The sequence below is a fragment of the Bradyrhizobium sp. CCGUVB1N3 genome (assembly GCF_024199925.1).
In the GTDB taxonomy this organism is placed as follows: Bacteria; Pseudomonadota; Alphaproteobacteria; order Rhizobiales; family Xanthobacteraceae; genus Bradyrhizobium.
Genome location: NZ_JANADR010000001.1, coordinates 131,490 through 150,110 on the forward strand (window position 1 = coordinate 131,490; position 18,621 = coordinate 150,110).

The following is an 18,621-nucleotide window of genomic DNA, read 5'->3' on the forward strand; positions in this document are numbered from 1 at the left end:
TCATGGAAAAGCGGAGGCGCGTTGTCGTCATCACCGGAGCGGCCGGCGGCGTTGGCCGTGCGCTGCTCGAAGCGTTCCATCGTGACGGCGATATCATCGTGGCCGTCGACCTGCCGGGTACCGACGTCGTCAACATCACGGCTTCGCTCGGCGGCGAGCATGCGGCGTTCTACTGCGACGTTGCTTCCGAAGACGAAGTCGTGGGTCTCGTCGCTGCGATCGAGCAACGATTTGGACAGGTCGACGTCCTCGTCAACAACGCAGCACTTGGACCAACCATGGCGGCGACCGTCGACACGGACGTCGCCTCGTTCCGCAAGGCATTGAGCGTCAACCTGCGCGGCCCGTTCGTACTCGCGCGCGAGGTGGCGAGGCGCATGATGGAGGTCGGTGGTGTCATCGTGAACGTTGCGTCGCTGGCGGGTGTGCTCGGTAATCCGAAGCGCAACGCCTATGCGGCGTCCAAGGCAGGATTGATCTCGGCGACGCGGTCGCTAGCCTGCGAATGGGCGAAGCATGGCATTCGCGTCGTGGCGATTGCACCGGGCTATGTCCGCACTCCGATGGTCGCGGAGCTTGAGCGCTCAGGCAAGGCGAATCTCGATCTGGTTCGGCGGCGCATTCCGCTCGGGCGCATGGGGCGGCGGGACGAGATCGCTGCTGTGGCGCGCTTCCTCGCCTCGCCGGAGGCAGGCTATGTGACGGGGGCGGTTCTCGCCGTCGATGGCGGCTGGCAATCCTTCAATCAGCCGGGCGATGCGTATCCACCGGTTAACGGAACGCCGGACGCCGAACTGGCGAGACCCGAGCGGCCTTCGCGGGAGCGCATCGTGCTGGTGACCGGCGGCGCCAACGGCATCGGCGAGGCGATCGCTCGGAAATTTGCCTCCGGCGGCGATACCGTGGTCGTCGCAGACATGGATGGCGATCGCGCCGCCAACCTGGTGCGCGCGCTCGGCACGAAACACATGGCCTTCGCCCTGGACGTCTCGTCGGAGCAGGACGTGCTGGCGCTGTTTGCCGCGATCAGGCAGCGCTTTGGCCGCATCGACGTGCTGGTCAACGATGCGGCGGTGGCCGATCGTTTCGTGCCGGCGCTCGATCAATCCGTGGCGGATTTCGACGAGGTTCTTGACGTGAATGTAGTTGGCGCATTTCTCTGCGCCCGCGAGGCGATCAGGCTGATGAGTGGCGGCGGCGTCATTCTCAATCTCGGTTCGATCAACACGTTCCTGCCGTTCGCGCCGCGCCACGCCTACGGCGCTTCGAAGGCAGCCATCGACATTCTGACACGATGCATGGCGGCTGAACTTGGTCCTGCCGGGTTGCGCACCGCCACCATTGCGCCGGGCTATATCAACACGCCGGGCGTGGCCGCATTGCGGGCGTCGGGCCGTATCGACGGCGCGAGGATCCGGCGCCGCATTCCGCTCGGCCGCTTCGGCGAGCCGGCGGAGGTTGCGAAGGCTGCCTATTTCCTGGCCTCGCCGGAGGCATCCTACATCAACGGGTCGATCCTCTATGTCGACGGCGGCTGGACCGCGTTCGGCGACGCCGGCGATGCGAGCACCACGAGCGATTGATGACGAGACGATGTGCGGTGATTGCTGGTGCGTCTCGGCAGGGCATGACCTTTGACGCCCTGGACGGGTCTCGTGACACGCTCGTTCTCTTTCATAGATGTGAAACTGAACCCACACGCCGTCAAAGCGGTAGTGGTGCTGCAGAACTCATGAGATGTTTTGCAAAGCGAGGCCGCGATCCAGCGCAAATGCTTTCGCATGTGGCACATCGTCGATCGCCGCGCCAACCGGAATCAATGATGCAAGCGAGGAAATGCCCGAGATGAGCAGCTCTGAGATGGGTGCACAACGCCTTGACGTCGTCGTCGTGGGCGCCGGTTTCGGCGGTTTGTATGCCGTGTACAAATTCCGGGAAATGGGCCTCAAGCTCGCGGCATTCGAGGCGGGGGGCAACGTCGGGGGCGTGTGGTACTGGAATCGCTACCCGGGCGCGCGGGTTGACCTTCCGAGCGTTGACTACAGCTATTCGTTCTCTCCCGAGATCGAGCAGGAATGGACGTGGTCAGAGGAATTCGCGTCCCAGCCGGAACTTCTCGCCTATTTCAACTTCGTGGCCGACCGGCTCGATCTGCGCAAGCACTATCAATTCAACACCCGCGTCACCAGCGCCGTCTGGGACGGGACGCGCAAGCTCTGGAAGGTCACGACTGATCGCGGCGAGACGGTCGAGGCAACCTACTGCGTGATGGCCACCGGACCGCTGTCGGTCCCCATGGATCCCCAGATCCCGGGCATTGCGCGCTACAAGGGCGAGCTGCTGCGCGCCGGCAAGTGGCCGCATCATTCGGTGAGCTTCGCCGGCAAGCGCGTCGGCGTGATCGGCACTGGATCGAGCGGCATCCAGATCGTCCAGGAAGTTGGCCGGAAGGCCGGCGAGCTCTTCGTCTTCCAGCGCACGCCAAGTTTTACCATGCCGATGCGCAACCAGAAGCTGGAGCCGGACTATGTCGCCGAGGTCAAGCGCAATTACGCTGGCCTTCGCGAGGCTGCCCGCAACAGCCCGAACGGCGGCGTGCGTCCCTGGACCACCCGCGCCTTCTTCAGCGTGACGCCGGTGCGACGTCGCGAGCTCATGGAAGACGCCTGGAAGGCCGGCGGCCTTGCAATGCTCGGGACTTTCACGGATCTGCTGAGCAATGAAGAGGCCAACGAGCATGTTGCCGAATTCGTGCGGGGCAAGGTCAACGAGGTCGTCAAGGATCCCGTCACGGCGGAAAAGCTCAAGCCGCGCGGCTATCCCATCTTCGCGCGCCGGCCGTGCCTCGATACCGAGTATTACGAGACGTTCAATCTGCCCAACGTCCGCTTGATGGACTGCGTCGCCGATCCCATTCTCGAAATCACCGAGAAGGGCGTACGGACCGAGACGGGCGAAACCGAGCTCGACATGCTGATTCTCGCGACCGGCTATGATGGGCTCACCGGCGCGCTGACGGCCTTCGATGTCGTCGGCCGCGGCGGCGGCAAGGTCAACGATAAATGGAAGCACGGTGCGAGGTCCTATCTCGGCCTGATGATGGAAGGTTTCCCGAACCTGTTCATGACCACCGGGCCGAACGGCCCGGCTGCGCTGGCCAACATCGTCAGGATCAGCGAGAACGACGTCGACTGGATCGCGAACCTGATCACACACATGGCCGATCACGACCTCGCCACCGTCGAACCGTCCAAAGCTGCGGAAGATGGATGGATGGAGCTCGTCGTCAGGATCGCGCAGCGCTCGCTGCTCAACAAGGCGAAGACCTGGTATCTCGGTGCCAACGTCAAGGATAAGCCGCTCGGACTCACGCTCTTCACGGGCGGATTTCCGAAGTATCGGGACTATTGCGCCGCGGTCGCGCAGGCGGGATATCGTGACTTCGTCTTCGAGCGCGGACGAACCCCGGTCGCGGCCTGAGGGGCGCTCCGGGATCTCACTGCAATACGATTGTCAAAGGAGGAATGCTCAAGGAACCTCCTTCCACATTCCAGCGCGATTCGATGCGTGAATGGTCTCGACGAGCGTTTGAATGCGCAGGCCAGCGCGGAAGTTGAATGGCTCCGGCCGGCGTCCAGCGATAGCGTCAAGGTAGCCCGCGGCTTCGATCGCCTTCAGGTCGTTGAAGCCAAGCTGGTGGCCGGGCGCAACGCAGAACAGGCCGTATGGTCGATGGTCAGGGCCTGCCTCGATCCGGCGGAATCCCTGACGGCCACGGTGATCATCGGTCGAGAAAAAATGCAACTCGTTGAATCGTTCCTGGCTGAAGGCGAGGGCGCCTCTGCTTCCATAAACCTCGAAGTCGTGTTGCATCTTCCGCCCTGTCGCAATCCAATTCGCCTCGATCGAGCCGGAGGTGCCGTTGGCGCAACGGAAGAAAGCTCGGCCGACGTCGTCGACCTCGACGCGCCTCCGGCCGCCCTTGCCATCCGGACGTTCCCCGATCATCGTGACGCAATCGCCCATGACGCGAGTGATCGGTCCGGCGGCTGGACTCAACAGGAATTCGGCGGTGGCTAGGGCGTGGCTGCCAATGTCGGCCAGCGCGCCGCCGCCCACCGGGTCGTGCCGGAAAGTGAACGGACCAGTGGCGTCGGCCATGTAGTCTTCGGCGTGGACCCCGCGGTAGCCGCGTATCTCGCCGAGTTCCCCGGCCGCGATCATGTTGCGTGCGAGACCCAGCATGGGGTTGCAAAGATAGTTGAAGCCGACCTGCGTCTTGACGCCGGCCGCTTCGGCTGCCTCGGCCATGTCGCGGGCGTCTGTCGCGAGCGGCGCCAGCGGCTTTTCGCAATACACATGTTTGCGCCCGGCAATCGCAGCCAGGGCCATTTCCTTGTGGAGTGCGTTGGGCGTGGTGATGTTCACGACGTCGATACCTGGGTCCGCCACGAGCGAGCGCCAGTCCGAGGTCGCGCGCGCGAAGCCGAGGGCCGAGGCTGCTTTCGCGGCTGCCTCGTCGCTGATATCCGCGATCGTATGCAGTTCCAGCTCGAACGGGAGGTCGAAGACACGCGCGGCGATGGAGTAGCCGAAAGCGTGGGTCTTGCCCATGAATCCGCTACCGATGAGGCCAATGCGAAGCTTCGGCTTGTTCATGTCGGAAATCCCTGTTCACGACGAGGTCGGAGCTGAGGCGACCTACGAAAAAATCGAGCACGTTCTGAACGGAAGACGTCTTCCGCAATAATTGTTGCGGAAAAATGTCATTGTCAATATTCAATGCAAGAGGTTATCTTCCCTGACAAACCGTCGAGGGAGGAGACCACATGACCGGCGCCACGATCCGCCTCACCATGGCCCAGGCCCTGGTGCGATGGCTGACTCAACAGTTCACAGAAATCGACGGAGTTCGCGTGCCCCTGTTCGCCGGCGTCTTCGGTATTTTTGGTCATGGGAACGTGACCTGCCTGTCCGAGGCCCTGGAGGCAGTGCAGGATCGTCTGCCCACCTGGCGCGGACAGAACGAGCAGTCGATGGCGTTGGCGGCTATCGGTTTCGCCAAGGGCAAGCTTCGGCGGCAAATCATGGTAGCGACGTCGTCCATCGGCCCCGGAGCTCTGAACATGGTAACGGCGGCGGGAACGGCTCACGCAAATCGCTTGCCCCTCCTTCTCATCGCTGGCGATACGTTCACCAATCGGCTGCCGGATCCGGTTCTCCAGCAGGTCGAGCATTTTGGTGACCCGACCGTCACTGTGAACGACGCTTTCAAGGCGGTCACGCGCTATTGGGATCGGATCACTCATCCCGCGCAGATCATCTCTTCGCTCCCGCAGGCCGTGGCCGCCATGCTCGATCCGGCCGACTGCGGCCCGGCATTCCTCGCACTCCCACAGGACACACAGGAGGTGGCCTTCGACTATCCCGAGGTCTTCTTCGAGCCCCGAACCTGGGCCATTCCGCGTCCGCGCTCCGATCGTCAGAAACTCGCGGAAGCAGCCACGCTGCTCAAGACCGCGAAGAGGCCGATCCTCATCTCCGGCGGTGGCGTGCGCTACTCGCTGGCGGGAAACGTCGTCGCAGATTTTGCGGTGAAGCGTGGAATTCCTATTGTGGAGACGATCGCCGGCAAGGGCGCGGTGACCCACTATCACCCGGCCCATGCGGGGCCGATCGGAATTATCGGCTCAACCTCAGCGAATGCACTCGCAGCCGAAGCCGACGTGATCCTTGCGGTGGGGACGCGCCTTCAGGATTTTACGACAGGATCATGGACCGCCTTCAGCGCGGATGCGCGTTTCATCTCGATCAACGCGGCCAGGTTCGATGCGGTGAAGCATCGTGCGCTGGCGGTGGTGGGCGACGCGCGGGAGACGATTGAAGAACTCGATGCGGCGCTCGGCGCGTGGCGCGTCGACCCCGCCCACATGGCGCGTGCTCAGATGCTCTTCAGGGAATGGGACGTGCTGCTCGAGTCACTGCAGGCCCCCAGCAACGCTCCGGTGCCGACCTACGCGCAAATCGTCCAGGCAGTGAATGCGTCTGCCGGCGAGAAAGACACCTTGATTTCAGCCGCCGGGGGCCTGCCTGGCGAAGTGGCAAAGGGCTGGCGCGTCAAGGCACCGAACACCTTTGACCTCGAGTTCGGCTTCTCTTGCATGGGCTACGAGGTCGCGGCCGGTTGGGGCCATGCGATGGCCAATTCCGGGCCCGGCGGACTCGGCGGCACGCCGATCGTGATGGTCGGCGACGGTACCTATCTGATGATGAACTCCGACATCTACTCGACGGTCCTGAGCGGTCACAAGATGATCGTTGTGGTCTGTGACAATGGCGGGTTTGCGGTGATCAACCGGTTGCAACAATTCAAAGGCGTGCCAGGCTTCAACAATTTGTTGACCGATTGTCGCGTTCAGAATCGCGACAATCCCCTTCACGTCGATTTTGCCAAGCACGCCGAGTCGATGGGGGCGGCTGCGCGGCATTGCGAGAGCCTCGCCGACCTTGTTGCCGCGCTCGAATGGGCCAAAGGCAACGACCGCACCACGGTGCTTTCGATCGTCTCTGATGCCTATTCGTGGGTTCCTGGCGATGCCGACTGGGACGTCGGCGTTCCCCAAATATCGTCGCGCGAGACGGTTCGAAGCGCGCGCAGGCAGCAAGACGAGATCCGCGCGAAGCAGCGCATCGGAGTGTGATGAGACATGAAAGCGAAACTTGGAATTGCCCCCATAGCCTGGTGGAACGACGATCTTGCAGAGCTGTCCGATGACGTGAGTCTGGAGGAGTGTTTGCGCCAGGCGAGCGTTGCCGGTTTTACGGGGATGGAGACCGGACGGCGCTTCCCCATGAATATGGAGGAACTCGGCCCGATACTCGCTCGATTTGGCATTTCCGTATGCGGCGGCTGGTTCTCCGGCCTTCTGCTCGACGGTGACATCGAGCGGGAAAAGGATCGCATTCGCGCCCAGATGGATTTTTTCATTGCGGCCAAGGCGCCCTGCATCGTCTACGGCGAAACTGCGCGTTCGATCCAGGGCATTCGCGCCGCGCCGCTCGATACCAAACCCAGGCTTTCGGACGAGGAGATTACGGCCTACGGACGCAAGATGACGGTGTTCGCCGAGTGGTGTGCCGGACAGGGAATGCCGATCGCTTACCATCACCACATGGCTGCGGCGATCGAGACCGAAGCTGAACTCGACCTGCTCATGGCAAATTCTGGTGAGGCGTTACCGCTGTTGTTCGATGCTGGCCACATGGCGTTTGCCGGCGGCAACGTTTTACGTGTCATCGACAGGCATCATTCCCGCATCAGCCATGTGCATACCAAAGACGTCCGCAGCAGCGTCGTCGACAGGCTCGACCGGAAACGGGAGAGCTTCCTCGACGCGGTGGTGAAAGGGGCGTTTACCGTGCCGGGTGACGGCTCGCTCGACTTCGCCGCGATCATCGCCCGCCTCGCGTCCTACGGCTACGAGGGGTGGTTCGTCGTCGAGGCGGAGCAGGATCCGAAGATCAGTCCGCCGCTCGAAATGGCCAAGAAAGGACACGCGGCGCTGATGCGCTTGATGGCGTCTGCCGGATACGAGGTCGTGCAATGAACCGTAAGGATCGGATGTCGCCGTACTCGAAGACGCGCTCAGGTCTTGCCCTGCTCGGGCGGGTTCACCCTGGTGCGAAGTCGGGATGGGAGGTGAAATGAGCATCGGGATCGGAGTCATCGGGACAGGTGTCATGGGCGCCGAGCATGCTCGGATACTCCGACGCGAAACTCCCGGTGCTCATCTTGCTGGAATTTTCGATGCCGACGCGGCTCGGGCGCAGGCAGTGGCCTCTGGAGCAACGGTCTTTTCGGATCCTCAAGCGTTGATCGCGTCGGATCGGATCGACGCGGTCGTGATTGCGTCTCCCGACGCCACACATGCGGCCCTAACACGAGCCTGCATCGAGGCGGGGAAGCCTGTTCTCTGCGAAAAGCCTTTGGCGTCTTCGGCAGCTGATGCGCTAGACGTGGTGCAGGCGGAAGTCGCTCTGGGGCGCAGGCTCATCCAGGTTGGATACATGCGCCGGTTTGACCCTGGCTATCGGGAGATCAAGCGCATGAAAGACACCGGTGAATTGGGCGGAGCCGTGTTGTTGCACAACGTGCACCGAAACGTTCGCGCGCCGGAGTGGTTCAATGGTTCGATGGCCATCACGAATTCTTTCGTCCACGAGATCGACATCAGCCGTTGGCTGTTGGCATCGGAGATGGTTTCTGCGCATGTGGAGGCTGGGCCGGGCGGCGAACCCCTCATGATCACGATGAAGACCGACAAAAACGAGATCGTTTCGACTGAGGTTTTCGTGAACGCCAGCTATGGCTATCACGTCCATGTCGAGTTGGTCGGTCGGCAGGGCACGATAGCGCTGGCTCCGGCATCGCTGACGCTGTTGAACAGAGACAGAGCTGGTGGGCATTCGTATCCGGATAACTGGGTGCCGAGGTTCGAAGAGGCGTACCGCAGGCAGATGGCTGATTGGGTCTGCGCTGTGAAGACCGGAGCGTCGGTCGGGGCGAGCGCATGGGACGGCTATGTTGCCTCGGCCATCGCAGAGCAAGTCGCTGAGGCTCTCGCCGGAAATGGTGTGGCTCCTTTGAGATATGGGCCACGTCCCTCGCTGTACGACTGATTGATAGCTGGCGAACGTGGTTGCAACGCGAGTCGTGGGAGAGGAAATGATGATCAAGTACGCAGTCGTCGGCGCGGGCTGGATTTCGCAACAAGCCTTCTTGCCGGGAGTCGGACAGTCCACAAACTCGAAGGTTACCGCAATTGTGACGGGCAATCCGGACAAGGCCTCGCGGTTGGCGGAGTTCCATGGTATTGGCCAGATTGTCGGCTATGACGGATACGATGCCCTTTTGAAGGGCTCTGACGTCGATGCGGTGTATATCGCTCTGCCGAACCACTTGCATGCTGACTACGCCGTTCGGGCGGCTCGTGCCGGCAAGCACGTCTTGGTCGAGAAGCCGCTGGCTACCAACGAACAAGATGCACTCGCCATGATTGCCGCTGCGCGCGAAGCCGGCGTGTTTCTGATGACCGCCTACAGGCTCCACAACGAGCCCGGAACTGTCGCGGTCCTTGAGCACATCCGCAACGACGCGATCGGCCGGCCGCTCTTCTTTCAATCGGTGTTCAGTTTTCAGGCGCCACCAGAGAACCACAGACTGAAAGCTGCGAGTTGGGGCGGACCGCTCCAGGATGTCGGAGTCTATTGCGTCAACGCGGCTCGTCACATCTTTGCTGAAGAGCCGATCGAGGCCATGGCGATGGCGCACCGACCGAACGATGACTCGCGCTTTCGCGAGGTGGAAGCGTCCGTCGCAGCTATGCTGCGTTTCCCTTCGGGCGGTTTGGCGCAATTCGTCGCCAGCTTCGGGGCGGCCGCCGTCGACAATTATAGGGTCGTCGGGACGGCGGGCGATCTTGAACTCGATCCCGGCTTCAGGTTCGAGACCGCAACAAAACTACGTCTGCGCCGCGACGGCGAGGTCAGCGAAACGCAGTTTCCGCAAATCGACCATTTTGGCGCGCAGGTGGAGTATTTTTCAGATTGCATCAAGGCTGGAACGCCGCCCGAGGCCGATGGCGAGGAGGGGCTGGCGGACCTGCGCGCACTGGTCGCGATTGAAACGGCCGCCCTGACGGGGCAACCGCAAACCATCACATCCCGCCCACGTGCCCGCCATCCAACGCCCGACATGGTGCGAGCTACCCCTGTAACCGACCGACGACTGGTTTTTTGAGAGTGTGACGAGTACCTTAAGCTTGGGCCAGCCCGAGTTATTCTACTTGCCGGTAACCGTTGGAATCCGCGGATTGACGTCGTTTTTCTGTAGTCGCGCTGCCAGCGCTACCGTCAAAGCCTGTGCAAGGCACATCGGAGCGGCGAGTGAGCGCGAAAACGTGTATTCATGCTCTGGAACCGCGAACAGAACGCGAGCGTTTTTAGCCAGCGGCGACAGCGTGCTGTCTGACATCGCAATGATGGGAACCCCATTGCGCCCGGCTTCTTCCACAACGTTGACGACCTCGTTTGCGTAAAAGCGGAACGACACCGCCAGGAGAACGTCCTTCTTGCGGATCGTACGCGCGATGTGCGTAGCAAGTCCGCCGCCTGCGTCGAGCAACACGCAACGCTTGCCCAGCATGGTCAATATGTAGCGAAGGAATTCAACTACGGGCGCTGAACGCAGCTGGCCGATCAGAAAAACCGAGTCGGCTCTCTCAAGAAGGCTTACCGCTTCCGAGAGGGCTTTTGGGGAAATGTCCGCGAGCATGTCCTGAAGGGAGGCAATGTCACGGACGACTAGGTCACGCAGGAAACCGACTTCGCTACGATCGGTGCGGGCGCCCAACTCGATTTCCAGAGCTCTAATGCGCGCCTCGAAGCCCGGGGCAGCGGTTGACAAGCGCCGTTGAAACAACGCCTGAAGCTCCTTGAAACCTTCATAGCCGAGTGACTGGGCGAAGCGCACGAAACTCGAGGCATGGATGCCGCAGCGATCGGCGATGGCGTTTACCGACAGGACCGCGACATCATTCGGGTTCTGGGTCAGATAAACGGCGATCTTCTGATAGGACTTGCTCATGTCATCATGGCGATCGTGGATGACACGGATCAATTCCTCATAGTCTTCCGGTGTCTTCACGTCCTGCATTTAAGGTGCTCTCGCCGTTGGTATTGGTTTCATCGTGTGAGGATGCCGACAACTTCGCTTTCGTTCGGAACGCTGTCCTCCCTGAGAGTCAGCAGTCCAAGGCATCTGCGTAGGTCAAGTATCCAGCGGTACGGCCTGACCGTTGACCGGACGGGCTAGGGACCCAAGGAGACTCTCGCGCCACTCCGTCGTTGCGCTGGTTGCGCAGCAGAATCATTGACGGGTCAGCGAACGATTATTGACACTTTTGCATATTCGCAATAACTCTTGCAAGCAAATCGAACATTCGTCGGCGGAGGAAATGGTGGCGATCAAATTCGCATTGCTCGGGTGCGGGCGCATTGGCGTCTTGCACGCCCGGAATCTTGCCAAGGCGGACGGGGCGCGCCTCGAGACGGTATTCGATCCAAACACGACTGCCGCTGAAGCGGTTGCCAGAGCGCATGGCTGCAGGATATCGACGAGTGCGGAAGATGCGATTGATAAGGCCGACGCGGTTCTGATTGCGACATCGACTGCCACGCATGCCGATCTGATCGAACTCGCGGCAAGGGCGGGCAAGGCGATTTTGTGTGAGAAGCCGATCGATCTCAGTCTCGATCGGGTACGAGCATGCCGCAGGGCCATTGAAGGCTGTAACGTGCCAATTCAGATTGGCTTCAATCGCCGCTTCGACCCCGGGCACCGGGCCGCGCGCGATGCCTGTGCCGCCGGTAAGATCGGAAAACTTGAACAGGTGGTTATCACGTCGCGTGATCCGGGGATGCCGCCGCGGGGCTACACTGCGGTCTCGGGCGGTATCTTTCGTGACATGACGATCCACGATTTTGACGTGGCGCGCTTCATGTTGAACGACGAGCCGACCGAGGTCTTCGCGACCGGCAGCGCGCTTGTTGATCCCACCATTGGATCGGAGTTCGGTGACTTCGACTCCATCATGGTGATCATGCGCACTGCAGACGGAAAGCTGTGTCACATCAACAACTCGCGACGAGCTGCCTTTGGCTACGACCAGCGGATCGAGCTCTTTGGCAGCGAGGGGATGGTCATCTCCGACAACAAGAAGGCGCACGAGCTGAAGTTTTACGGCTCGACCACGACTGATGCGGCAGAGCCTTACCTCAACTTCTTTATCCAGCGTTATGAGGAGGCCTACGAGGCCGAGATCGCAGCGTTCATTGCCGCCGTTCGCGACGCTACGCCGACCCAAGCGACGTTCGACGACGGTTACCGCTCGCTCGTGCTTGCGGAGGCGGCGGTGGAGTCCGCCAGGACCGGCAAGAAGGTCGAGGTCCGCAATTTCGCGTGACGTGAAACGTGCCTCCGGCTCTCGAATAGCAAGGATCAATCCGCACGAGGTCTCATCACCGAGAGCAGCCATGGAGAGACTGACAGTGCCCGAACCGATCGTTGGAGAACTCATATGACTTCGATGCTTGGAAAGATCGCGATTATCACGGGCGGTACGCAGGGGCTCGGTGCCGCCATCGCCAAGCTTTTCGCCGAACGCGGTGCGAAGGGCATCGTAACGTGCGGTCGTGACGAGACGAAGGGGCGGGCAAGGGCCGATGCGATCGCCACGGCCACGGGCGCGGCAGTGGTATTTGTGCGCGCTGACCTGACAAAGACCGAGGATTGCGCCAGAGTCGTGGTCGAGGCGGACAAGGTCTTCGGGCGCGTCGACGCCCTGGTGAACGCCGCGGGCGACACAAGCCGCGGCACCATCATCGATACAAGCCCCGAATTGTTCGACAAGATCTTCGCCGTCAACACGCGTGCCCCCTTTTTCTTGATGCAGGACACGATCAAGCTGATGCGCCGCGACAGAGTGCAGGGCACGATCGTCAACGTCTCTTCAATGTCGGCGATGGGTGGCCAGTCCTTCATTGCCGCTTATTGCGCATCGAAAGGCGCGCTCGACACGCTGACGCGAAATACTGCCCATGCGGTGCTGCGCAATCGCATCCGTGTGAACGGTCTCAACATTGGTTGGATGGCCTCGGAAGGCGAGCTCAACACGCAGCAGGTCTACCATGGCCGGTCTGCGAGTTGGCTCGAAGAAGCTGCCGCGCGGCAACCCTTCGGCCGACTGCTCGATCCCATCGAAGTGGCGCGCGCCGTTGCGTTCTTATCTTGCGATGAGTCCGGAATGATGACGGGAGCCACGATCAACTTCGACCAAAGCATCTGGGGCGCCTACGAGACGTCACCGCAGCCGGAAGCGCCGCTCTGAGACGATCCGGGGCCAGGGGCGTTTCTCTCTAAGATGCGTGCGCGGGCGTGACATCACGCCAGGCAAGCAGGACGTGGTCTCCCGCACTTCCGATGTCCACGCTTTCTGGTCAGGCTGCAACGGATGTCCGTGCAAGGGCACCATCCGTCACATGAAATAGACGTTGCGAGATTGCCGTTTGTGCAATATTAATTGCGCATATCGAGGAGGTGAAGCGGCCGGATAGAGCTGCCACCGCACGATGGAGGGAACGCGTGGCTTTGCTTGATGTTCGAAGCATCTCGAAGAGCTTTGGTGCCATTCGGGCACTGCACGACGTCAGCTTTTCGGTCGATGCAGGGGAAGTGGTCGGGTTGATGGGCGACAACGGCGCCGGCAAATCAACCATGGTGAAATTGATTGCCGGAAACTTCCCGCCGACCGAGGGCGCCGTTGTCGTTGATGGCAAGGCATGCCATTTCCACAGGCCGATCGAGGCGAGGGCCGAGGGCATCGAAGTTGTCTATCAGGAGCTCGCGCTGGCCGACAACCTTACGGCCACGGAGAACGTCTTCCTCGGCCGCGAAATCAAGAAGGGTTTCTGGCCGTTCCGCATCCTCGACAAGCAGGCGATGATCGGGCGCGCCGGCGAGCTCTTCGCCGAGCTCAAATCGGAAACGCGTCCCCGGGACCTCGTGAAGAAGATGTCGGGGGGGCAGCGCCAGGCTGTTGCGATTGCCCGGGCCCGGCTGTCTAATGCCAAGCTGGTCCTGATGGACGAGCCGACCGCGGCCATTTCTGTGCGACAGGTCGCCGAGGTGCTCGAGCTCATCCGCCGGCTGAAATCTCGCGGAGTATCGGTGATGTTGATCAGCCACCGCATGCCCGACGTTTTTACCGTCTGCGATCGCATCATTGTGCTCCGGCGCGGCTCAAAGGTGGCCGACAAGGAAACTGCAGCGACTTCGCCGGAGCAGATCACCGGCCTGATTACGGGGGCGATCCGTGAAGCCTAGTTCCGCCAAAGCGATGGAAGAAACGCACGCCGCAATCAGTGACGTCGTCAGCATTCGCGAGCAGACGACCTTCCAGCGAATGATGACCAGTCAGGCATTCTGGGTCGCGGCCGCACTCCTGGCTCTGGTGATCTTCATGACCTGGCTGGAGCCGAGCTTCGGAACAGCCGACAACGTAACGAACATTACGCGCAACTTCGCTCCGCTTGCGATCATGAGCCTCGGCATGACCGTGGTCATCATCACGGGCGGCATCGATCTGTCCGTCGGCTCGGTGATGGGGCTCGTTGCCATTGTCACAGGGTTGCTGCTGACCGGGCATCATTCCTGGTACGTCGCCTTTGCAGCCGGGCTCTTGGCGGGATTGGCGTGCGGAGCCTTCAACGGCTTCTTCGTTGCCTATATTGGCATGCCGTCCTTCGTCGTGACGCTCGGCATGTTGTCGATCGCCCGCTCGCTTGCTGTCGTGCTCTCCGGCAACCAGATGCTGTATCAGTTTGGTCCGGACGCGCCCATCGTCAGGGCAATCGGCCAGGCGAAATGGCCGCTCCATGCGCCAGCCAGCTGGGCGCCACGCTGGTTTCCGGAGCTCTCCTCCCATTTCTGGGTGATGGTGATCATTGCCCTCATCCTCGGCGCCATCTTTATCTTTACGGCGTGGGCGCGTCACCTCTATGCGATTGGCTCCAACGAGAACGCCGCGCGCCTGACCGGCGTGTCGGTCGACTGGATAAAATTCCAGGCGTACGTGTTTTCGTCATTCACGGCCTCGATCGCCTCGCTGCTGCTCCTCGGCTACAGCGGCTCGGCCATCAACGCGATGGGGACCGGCTACGAGCTTCGAGTCATCGCCGGTACCGTCATCGGCGGTGCCAACCTGATGGGCGGCTACGGAACCGCATTCGGTGCAGTGATAGGCTCGGCCTTCCTCGAGGTGATCCGCAACGCGCTTCTGATGGCCGGCATCGACTCGAACTGGCAGGGCGCCTTCGTTGGCATGTTCATCGTCATTGCCGTGCTTCTCGGCATGCAGACGAGTGGAACGTCGCTTGTTGCGACGATCCGCGAGTGGGTCGCGTGGAAGCGTAGTTAGGAATCCGATGGTAGTTCGGAGACTTGGAATCAACAAAGAGGGAGGAGAAACGTGCATAAACATCTATTGATGGCCGCCGTGGCGTTTTCAGCGCTCATGGGAGGACAGGCCAGCGCGCAGCAGAAGTTCACCTTTGCGCTCGTTCCCAAGAACATGAACAACCCGTTCTTCGATCAGGCGCGGGACGGCTGCAAGAAGGCGGAAGCCGAGTCCAAGGGCGCCTTCCAGTGCATGTATATCGGCCCCGGAGAGCATGGCGGCGGCGAGGAGCAGGTGCAGATCGTGCAGGACCTCGTGGCCAAGAAGGTGGACGGCATTGCCGTGGCACCGGCCAACGCGGCAGCGATGGCCGTTGCGCTCCAGGCCGCCAAGGGCGCCGGCATTCCCGTGTTGACCTGGGACTCCGACGTTCTCCCCGAGAACAAGGAGCTGCGTCTTGCCTATATCGGCACCCACAACTACGAGATTGGCGTCAACATCGCCAAGATCGTTCAGACGATCAAGCCGAAGGGCGGCACGATCTGTATCCAGTCCGGTGGCGCTGCTGCAGCAAACCACAACGAGCGCATGAAGGGTATCCGTGACACGCTGGCCGGCAAGGAGTCTGCCCAATCGCCCGGGGAACGGCTGACTGGACAGAATGGCTGGAAGGAGATCGACGGCTGCCCGCTCTACACCAACGACGATTTCCCTCTGTCGGTGCAACAATTCCAGGACATCATGGCAAAGAACCCGACTTTGGACGCATTCACGCCGACGGGCGGCTTCCCGCAATTCGTGCCGGACGCCAACCGCGCTGCGGTCGCGCCCTTCAAGGACAAGATCGCCAAGAAGGACCTGGCGTTGGTGGTTGCCGACACACTGCCGGTTCAGATCGACCAGATGAAGGAGGGGCTGTCGCTCGGCCAGGTCGGTCAGCGTCCGTTCGAGATGGGCTACAAGACCATGTTCGCCTTGAAGGACGTCAAGGAAGGCAAGGCTCCGCCTAAAGATCCGACCTATACCGGCCTCGACGTCTGCACATCCAAGAACGTCGATACCTGTATCGCGAAGTAGTCATGACGACGGCAGCGGGCTGGAAAGCCTGGCCCGCTGACCACGGCGATGCAGCAGGCCTGCTGCCAGCGCGCCGGACGCGCCTAAGCCGAGCAGCCGGTCAGTGCCGAGCCTTTCCGCTAGGAGATGGATCGCCGGTGCTGCATCACACTTGGAACACTTGCCGCGGGCAGCGCGTCAGACATTCATGCCCGGTCTCGGTGACCAGCACGGTCTCGCTGATCGCGATCCCATCGGCGGACACGTACATGTGAAACACCATACCTTCCTCAAGTGTCCAATCCGCCGTGGGCAGGAAAATGCGCGAGAAGTCGCTGGTGCGCGGGGTATGAAGCGGATAGCAGCCGAGCGCATAGCCAGTGATATTCGGGTAGTTGGGCCTCAGGCCCTCGGCCAGCATCGCGTTTCTCGCGACCGCGTCGACAGCGGCGGCAGCGGCCCCGGGCTTCACAGCATCGAATTGCAGATCCTGGATCTCGATCAGACGCTTTGCGAGATGTGACCGCTGTGACGTGATCTCGCCGATCACCGCTGAGCGCATCAGGCGGGCGCTGTAGCCGTCGACATAGGGCAGCAGCTCCATATGAAGGATATCGCCCTCGGCGAGCGGCTGCTTGGTCAGTCCGCCATGCAGGAAAGCATTGCCGACGCCTTTCGTGATGATGCCCGCGCGCGCGGCGTCTGCACCCTCTTGCAAGAACACCTGGTGGACGGCCGCTGCGACATCTCGCGCCGATCTGCCCGAACCGGCGGTCTTGAGCGCGGCTGCGATACCGAGATCGCCGATCTTGGCGGCGCGCCTGAGCACGGCGATCTCCCTTTCGCTTTTTCGCGCGCGGAGCGTCGCCATGACGCCCGAGAAGTCCACGAAATTTGCGTCCGGCAGTCTACCCGCGAGTTTCTTGAACCGACGCAGCGGCATACAATAGGACTCTTCGTCGATTCCCACGCGCGCCCTGGCGTAACCCAGGCGGGCGATCGTGTCGGCAAGGACCTGGATCGGGTCTTCCCAATCAGCGAAGGCGACGGAATCCGTCACCCAGGAGTTTTCGGTGAACGGTCCGAGGTCGACGGCCCGCAGGATCATGATCGGCTCGCCCTCGCGCGGCAGAAGGCATGCCCGGTACATGTTCTCCGAAATCGGGAAGCCGGTGAGATAGACGAGGAATTCGCTCTGGTCGATGATCAGGACATCGATGTTGCGCGCTGACATGTGCTGGCGTGCGCGCGCCACGCGCGCCTGATATTCGTCGATCGGGAACGACATCGGGAAAGTCACCCTTTTGTGTGATCAGATACGCGGCCGAGAACTCTATCCGCAGATGTCCAATATGGCGAGCATGTAGATGCGGATCATGTCGATGAAATCGACGATGTCGACGCGCTCATCGGGCATCGTGTTGTAGCGGCCGCCGGGGCCGCAGACGATGCCCTCCATGCCGCCGAAATGGTGAAGATGACCGGCGTCGGTCCCGTAGAAGCAGCTCGGAGCGACCGGCCCCGTCGGCTGGTCTTCGCCGCGTACCGTGCGATAGGCGCGGTTGACGGCAGCCACGATCGGGCTCGCGCGTGCGACCTCGAAGGGCGGCATGGTCGGCACGCCGGCGCGGTCCTCCGACATGATCTCCGCTTTCAGGCCCGGAAAGCGCGCCACCAGGGCGTCGAGTTCGCGGCGCATGTCGGCCAGCGCTCCCGCTTCGGTTTGGCCCGGCGCATAGCGGCCCGAGCCCTTGATCCGCACGTAGTCGGCGACCTGGGGCGCGCGCCATTCGTGCAACTCTCGGCCGAGCGCGCCGTGGACGACGCCGACATGGACGCGATTGATGCCTTCATGTTCCGGCGTAAGGGCGCCGGAGAACTTCATCGCATTGAGGCGCGGAATGAGATCGCATGCGGCCGCGATCGCGTCGACCGCCTCTTCGCGCTTCGACAAATGACGGGTATTGCCGGTCAGTTCAATGATGAACATGAAGGCCGCCGCGTGCATGGTCATCGCCTTCAGATCGGTCGGCTCGGAGTTGATGAAATAGTCCGCGCGCAGCCCTTGTTCGACAAGCGAGTATGTACCGACGCCGCCTTGCAGCTCGCCGACCACATAGGTCAGGATGACGTCGCCTTTGAGTTTGACGCCGGCATCGATCAACGTCTTGACGGCGCAGAAATAGGCGGCATCGCCGGCCTTCATGTTGGAGACGCCGATGCCGTAGATGAAGGCGTCGTCGACTTTGCCGGCCCAGGGGTCGACGGTCCAACCCTCGGTCACCGGGTTGGTGTCGAGGTGGCCATTGAACAGCAGGCTCTTGCCGCCGCCCACGCCTTTCCAGCGGCCGACGGCATTGACCCGGCCCTCATCGCCGAAAGAGGCGAGTTCGGTCTCGAGGCCGATCTCGCGCATGCGGCCAGCCATGAAGGCGGCGAGCTGCTTCTCTCCATCCGACTTCGAGTAGCTCTTGTGCTGCACCATGCGGGACAGGAGGTCGAGGGCCGCTGGAACGTCGATCCGGGCGAGAAGTGCGTTGTGATCCATCGA

Annotated in this window: 15 protein-coding genes; 11 read left to right on the forward strand and 4 right to left on the reverse strand. The window is 61.7% G+C overall.

Translation table 11 applies throughout. The annotated features are described in order from the left end of the window. The first annotated feature begins 2 nt into the window (after positions 1-2). A complete protein-coding gene (locus NLM33_RS00615) occupies positions 3-1,583 on the forward strand; it encodes an SDR family oxidoreductase (RefSeq protein WP_254093773.1) in 1,581 nt (526 codons plus the stop codon). Positions 1,584-1,845: 262 nt separating this feature from the next. After that, positions 1,846-3,480: an NAD(P)/FAD-dependent oxidoreductase gene (locus tag NLM33_RS00620; protein WP_254093775.1), complete on the forward strand. Its 1,635-nt coding sequence runs from the start codon at positions 1,846-1,848 to the stop codon at positions 3,478-3,480. A 48-nt stretch (positions 3,481-3,528) separates the two neighbouring features. On the opposite strand, the gene NLM33_RS00625 is transcribed toward NLM33_RS00620, so the two are convergent. Next, positions 3,529-4,659, reverse strand: coding sequence for a Gfo/Idh/MocA family protein (locus NLM33_RS00625; RefSeq protein ID WP_254093777.1), 1,131 nt, complete (start codon positions 4,657-4,659; stop codon positions 3,529-3,531). A 170-nt stretch (positions 4,660-4,829) separates the two neighbouring features. On the opposite strand from NLM33_RS00625, the gene iolD reads away from it, so the two are divergent. From iolD to NLM33_RS00645, 4 genes are all read left to right on the forward strand, one after another. Then, entirely contained in the window at positions 4,830-6,701 is a 1,872-nt protein-coding gene (gene iolD, locus NLM33_RS00630; RefSeq protein WP_254093778.1) for a 3D-(3,5/4)-trihydroxycyclohexane-1,2-dione acylhydrolase (decyclizing), read from the forward strand. A 6-nt stretch (positions 6,702-6,707) separates the two neighbouring features. Continuing rightward, positions 6,708-7,607, forward strand: coding sequence for a myo-inosose-2 dehydratase (iolE, locus tag NLM33_RS00635; protein WP_254093779.1), 900 nt, complete (start codon positions 6,708-6,710; stop codon positions 7,605-7,607). Between the two features lie 97 nt (positions 7,608-7,704). Beyond that, on the forward strand, positions 7,705-8,679 hold the full coding sequence (locus NLM33_RS00640) for a Gfo/Idh/MocA family protein (protein ID WP_254093780.1): 975 nt from the start codon (positions 7,705-7,707) through the stop codon (positions 8,677-8,679). 49 nt (positions 8,680-8,728) lie between these two features. Further along, positions 8,729-9,799, forward strand: a complete 1,071-nt coding sequence (locus tag NLM33_RS00645; RefSeq protein ID WP_254093781.1) for a Gfo/Idh/MocA family protein — start codon at positions 8,729-8,731, stop codon at positions 9,797-9,799. Positions 9,800-9,841: 42 nt separating this feature from the next. Here the strand turns inward: NLM33_RS00645 and NLM33_RS00650 are convergent, their stop codons facing one another. Then, positions 9,842-10,714 carry a MurR/RpiR family transcriptional regulator gene (locus tag NLM33_RS00650; protein WP_254093783.1) on the reverse strand — a complete coding sequence of 291 codons (873 nt, stop codon included), beginning with the start codon at positions 10,712-10,714 and terminating at the stop codon, positions 9,842-9,844. Between the two features lie 304 nt (positions 10,715-11,018). On the opposite strand from NLM33_RS00650, the gene iolG reads away from it, so the two are divergent. The 5 genes from iolG (at position 11,019) to NLM33_RS00675 (ending at position 16,091) form a co-directional block, all read left to right on the forward strand. Continuing rightward, positions 11,019-12,023, forward strand: coding sequence for an inositol 2-dehydrogenase (gene iolG / locus NLM33_RS00655; RefSeq protein WP_254105612.1), 1,005 nt, complete (start codon positions 11,019-11,021; stop codon positions 12,021-12,023). A 114-nt stretch (positions 12,024-12,137) separates the two neighbouring features. After that, on the forward strand, positions 12,138-12,947 hold the full coding sequence (locus tag NLM33_RS00660; RefSeq protein WP_254093785.1) for an SDR family oxidoreductase: 810 nt from the start codon (positions 12,138-12,140) through the stop codon (positions 12,945-12,947). 254 nt (positions 12,948-13,201) lie between these two features. Further along, on the forward strand, positions 13,202-13,942 hold the full coding sequence (locus tag NLM33_RS00665) for an ATP-binding cassette domain-containing protein (protein WP_254093787.1): 741 nt from the start codon (positions 13,202-13,204) through the stop codon (positions 13,940-13,942). Beyond that, complete coding sequence (locus NLM33_RS00670; protein WP_254093789.1) at positions 13,932-15,035, forward strand: ABC transporter permease; 1,104 nt, start codon at positions 13,932-13,934, stop codon at positions 15,033-15,035. The genes NLM33_RS00665 and NLM33_RS00670 overlap by 11 nt, the downstream gene beginning before the upstream one ends. A 51-nt stretch (positions 15,036-15,086) precedes the next feature. After that, positions 15,087-16,091: a substrate-binding domain-containing protein gene (locus tag NLM33_RS00675; protein ID WP_254093791.1), complete on the forward strand. Its 1,005-nt coding sequence runs from the start codon at positions 15,087-15,089 to the stop codon at positions 16,089-16,091. A gap of 145 nt (positions 16,092-16,236) precedes the next feature. On the opposite strand, the gene NLM33_RS00680 is transcribed toward NLM33_RS00675, so the two are convergent. Both NLM33_RS00680 and NLM33_RS00685 read right to left on the reverse strand, forming a co-directional pair. Continuing rightward, entirely contained in the window at positions 16,237-17,358 is a 1,122-nt protein-coding gene (locus NLM33_RS00680; RefSeq protein WP_254093793.1) for a Xaa-Pro peptidase family protein, read from the reverse strand. Positions 17,359-17,403: 45 nt separating this feature from the next. After that, positions 17,404-18,618, reverse strand: coding sequence for a M20 family metallopeptidase (locus tag NLM33_RS00685; RefSeq protein ID WP_254093795.1), 1,215 nt, complete (start codon positions 18,616-18,618; stop codon positions 17,404-17,406). Between the last annotated feature and the right edge of the window lie 3 nt (positions 18,619-18,621).

Coding starts and splice junctions, on each gene's coding strand:
- NLM33_RS00615 (WP_254093773.1), top strand. CDS start 3: ATGGAAAAGCGGAGGCGCGTTGTCGTCATCACCGGAGCGGCCGGCGGC.
- NLM33_RS00620 (WP_254093775.1), top strand. CDS start 1,846: ATGAGCAGCTCTGAGATGGGTGCACAACGCCTTGACGTCGTCGTCGTG.
- NLM33_RS00625 (WP_254093777.1), bottom strand. CDS start 4,659: ATGAACAAGCCGAAGCTTCGCATTGGCCTCATCGGTAGCGGATTCATG.
- iolD (WP_254093778.1), top strand. CDS start 4,830: ATGACCGGCGCCACGATCCGCCTCACCATGGCCCAGGCCCTGGTGCGA.
- iolE (WP_254093779.1), top strand. CDS start 6,708: ATGAAAGCGAAACTTGGAATTGCCCCCATAGCCTGGTGGAACGACGAT.
- NLM33_RS00640 (WP_254093780.1), top strand. CDS start 7,705: ATGAGCATCGGGATCGGAGTCATCGGGACAGGTGTCATGGGCGCCGAG.
- NLM33_RS00645 (WP_254093781.1), top strand. CDS start 8,729: ATGATCAAGTACGCAGTCGTCGGCGCGGGCTGGATTTCGCAACAAGCC.
- NLM33_RS00650 (WP_254093783.1), bottom strand. CDS start 10,714: ATGCAGGACGTGAAGACACCGGAAGACTATGAGGAATTGATCCGTGTC.
- NLM33_RS00660 (WP_254093785.1), top strand. CDS start 12,138: ATGACTTCGATGCTTGGAAAGATCGCGATTATCACGGGCGGTACGCAG.
- NLM33_RS00680 (WP_254093793.1), bottom strand. CDS start 17,358: ATGTCGTTCCCGATCGACGAATATCAGGCGCGCGTGGCGCGCGCACGC.
- NLM33_RS00685 (WP_254093795.1), bottom strand. CDS start 18,618: ATGGATCACAACGCACTTCTCGCCCGGATCGACGTTCCAGCGGCCCTC.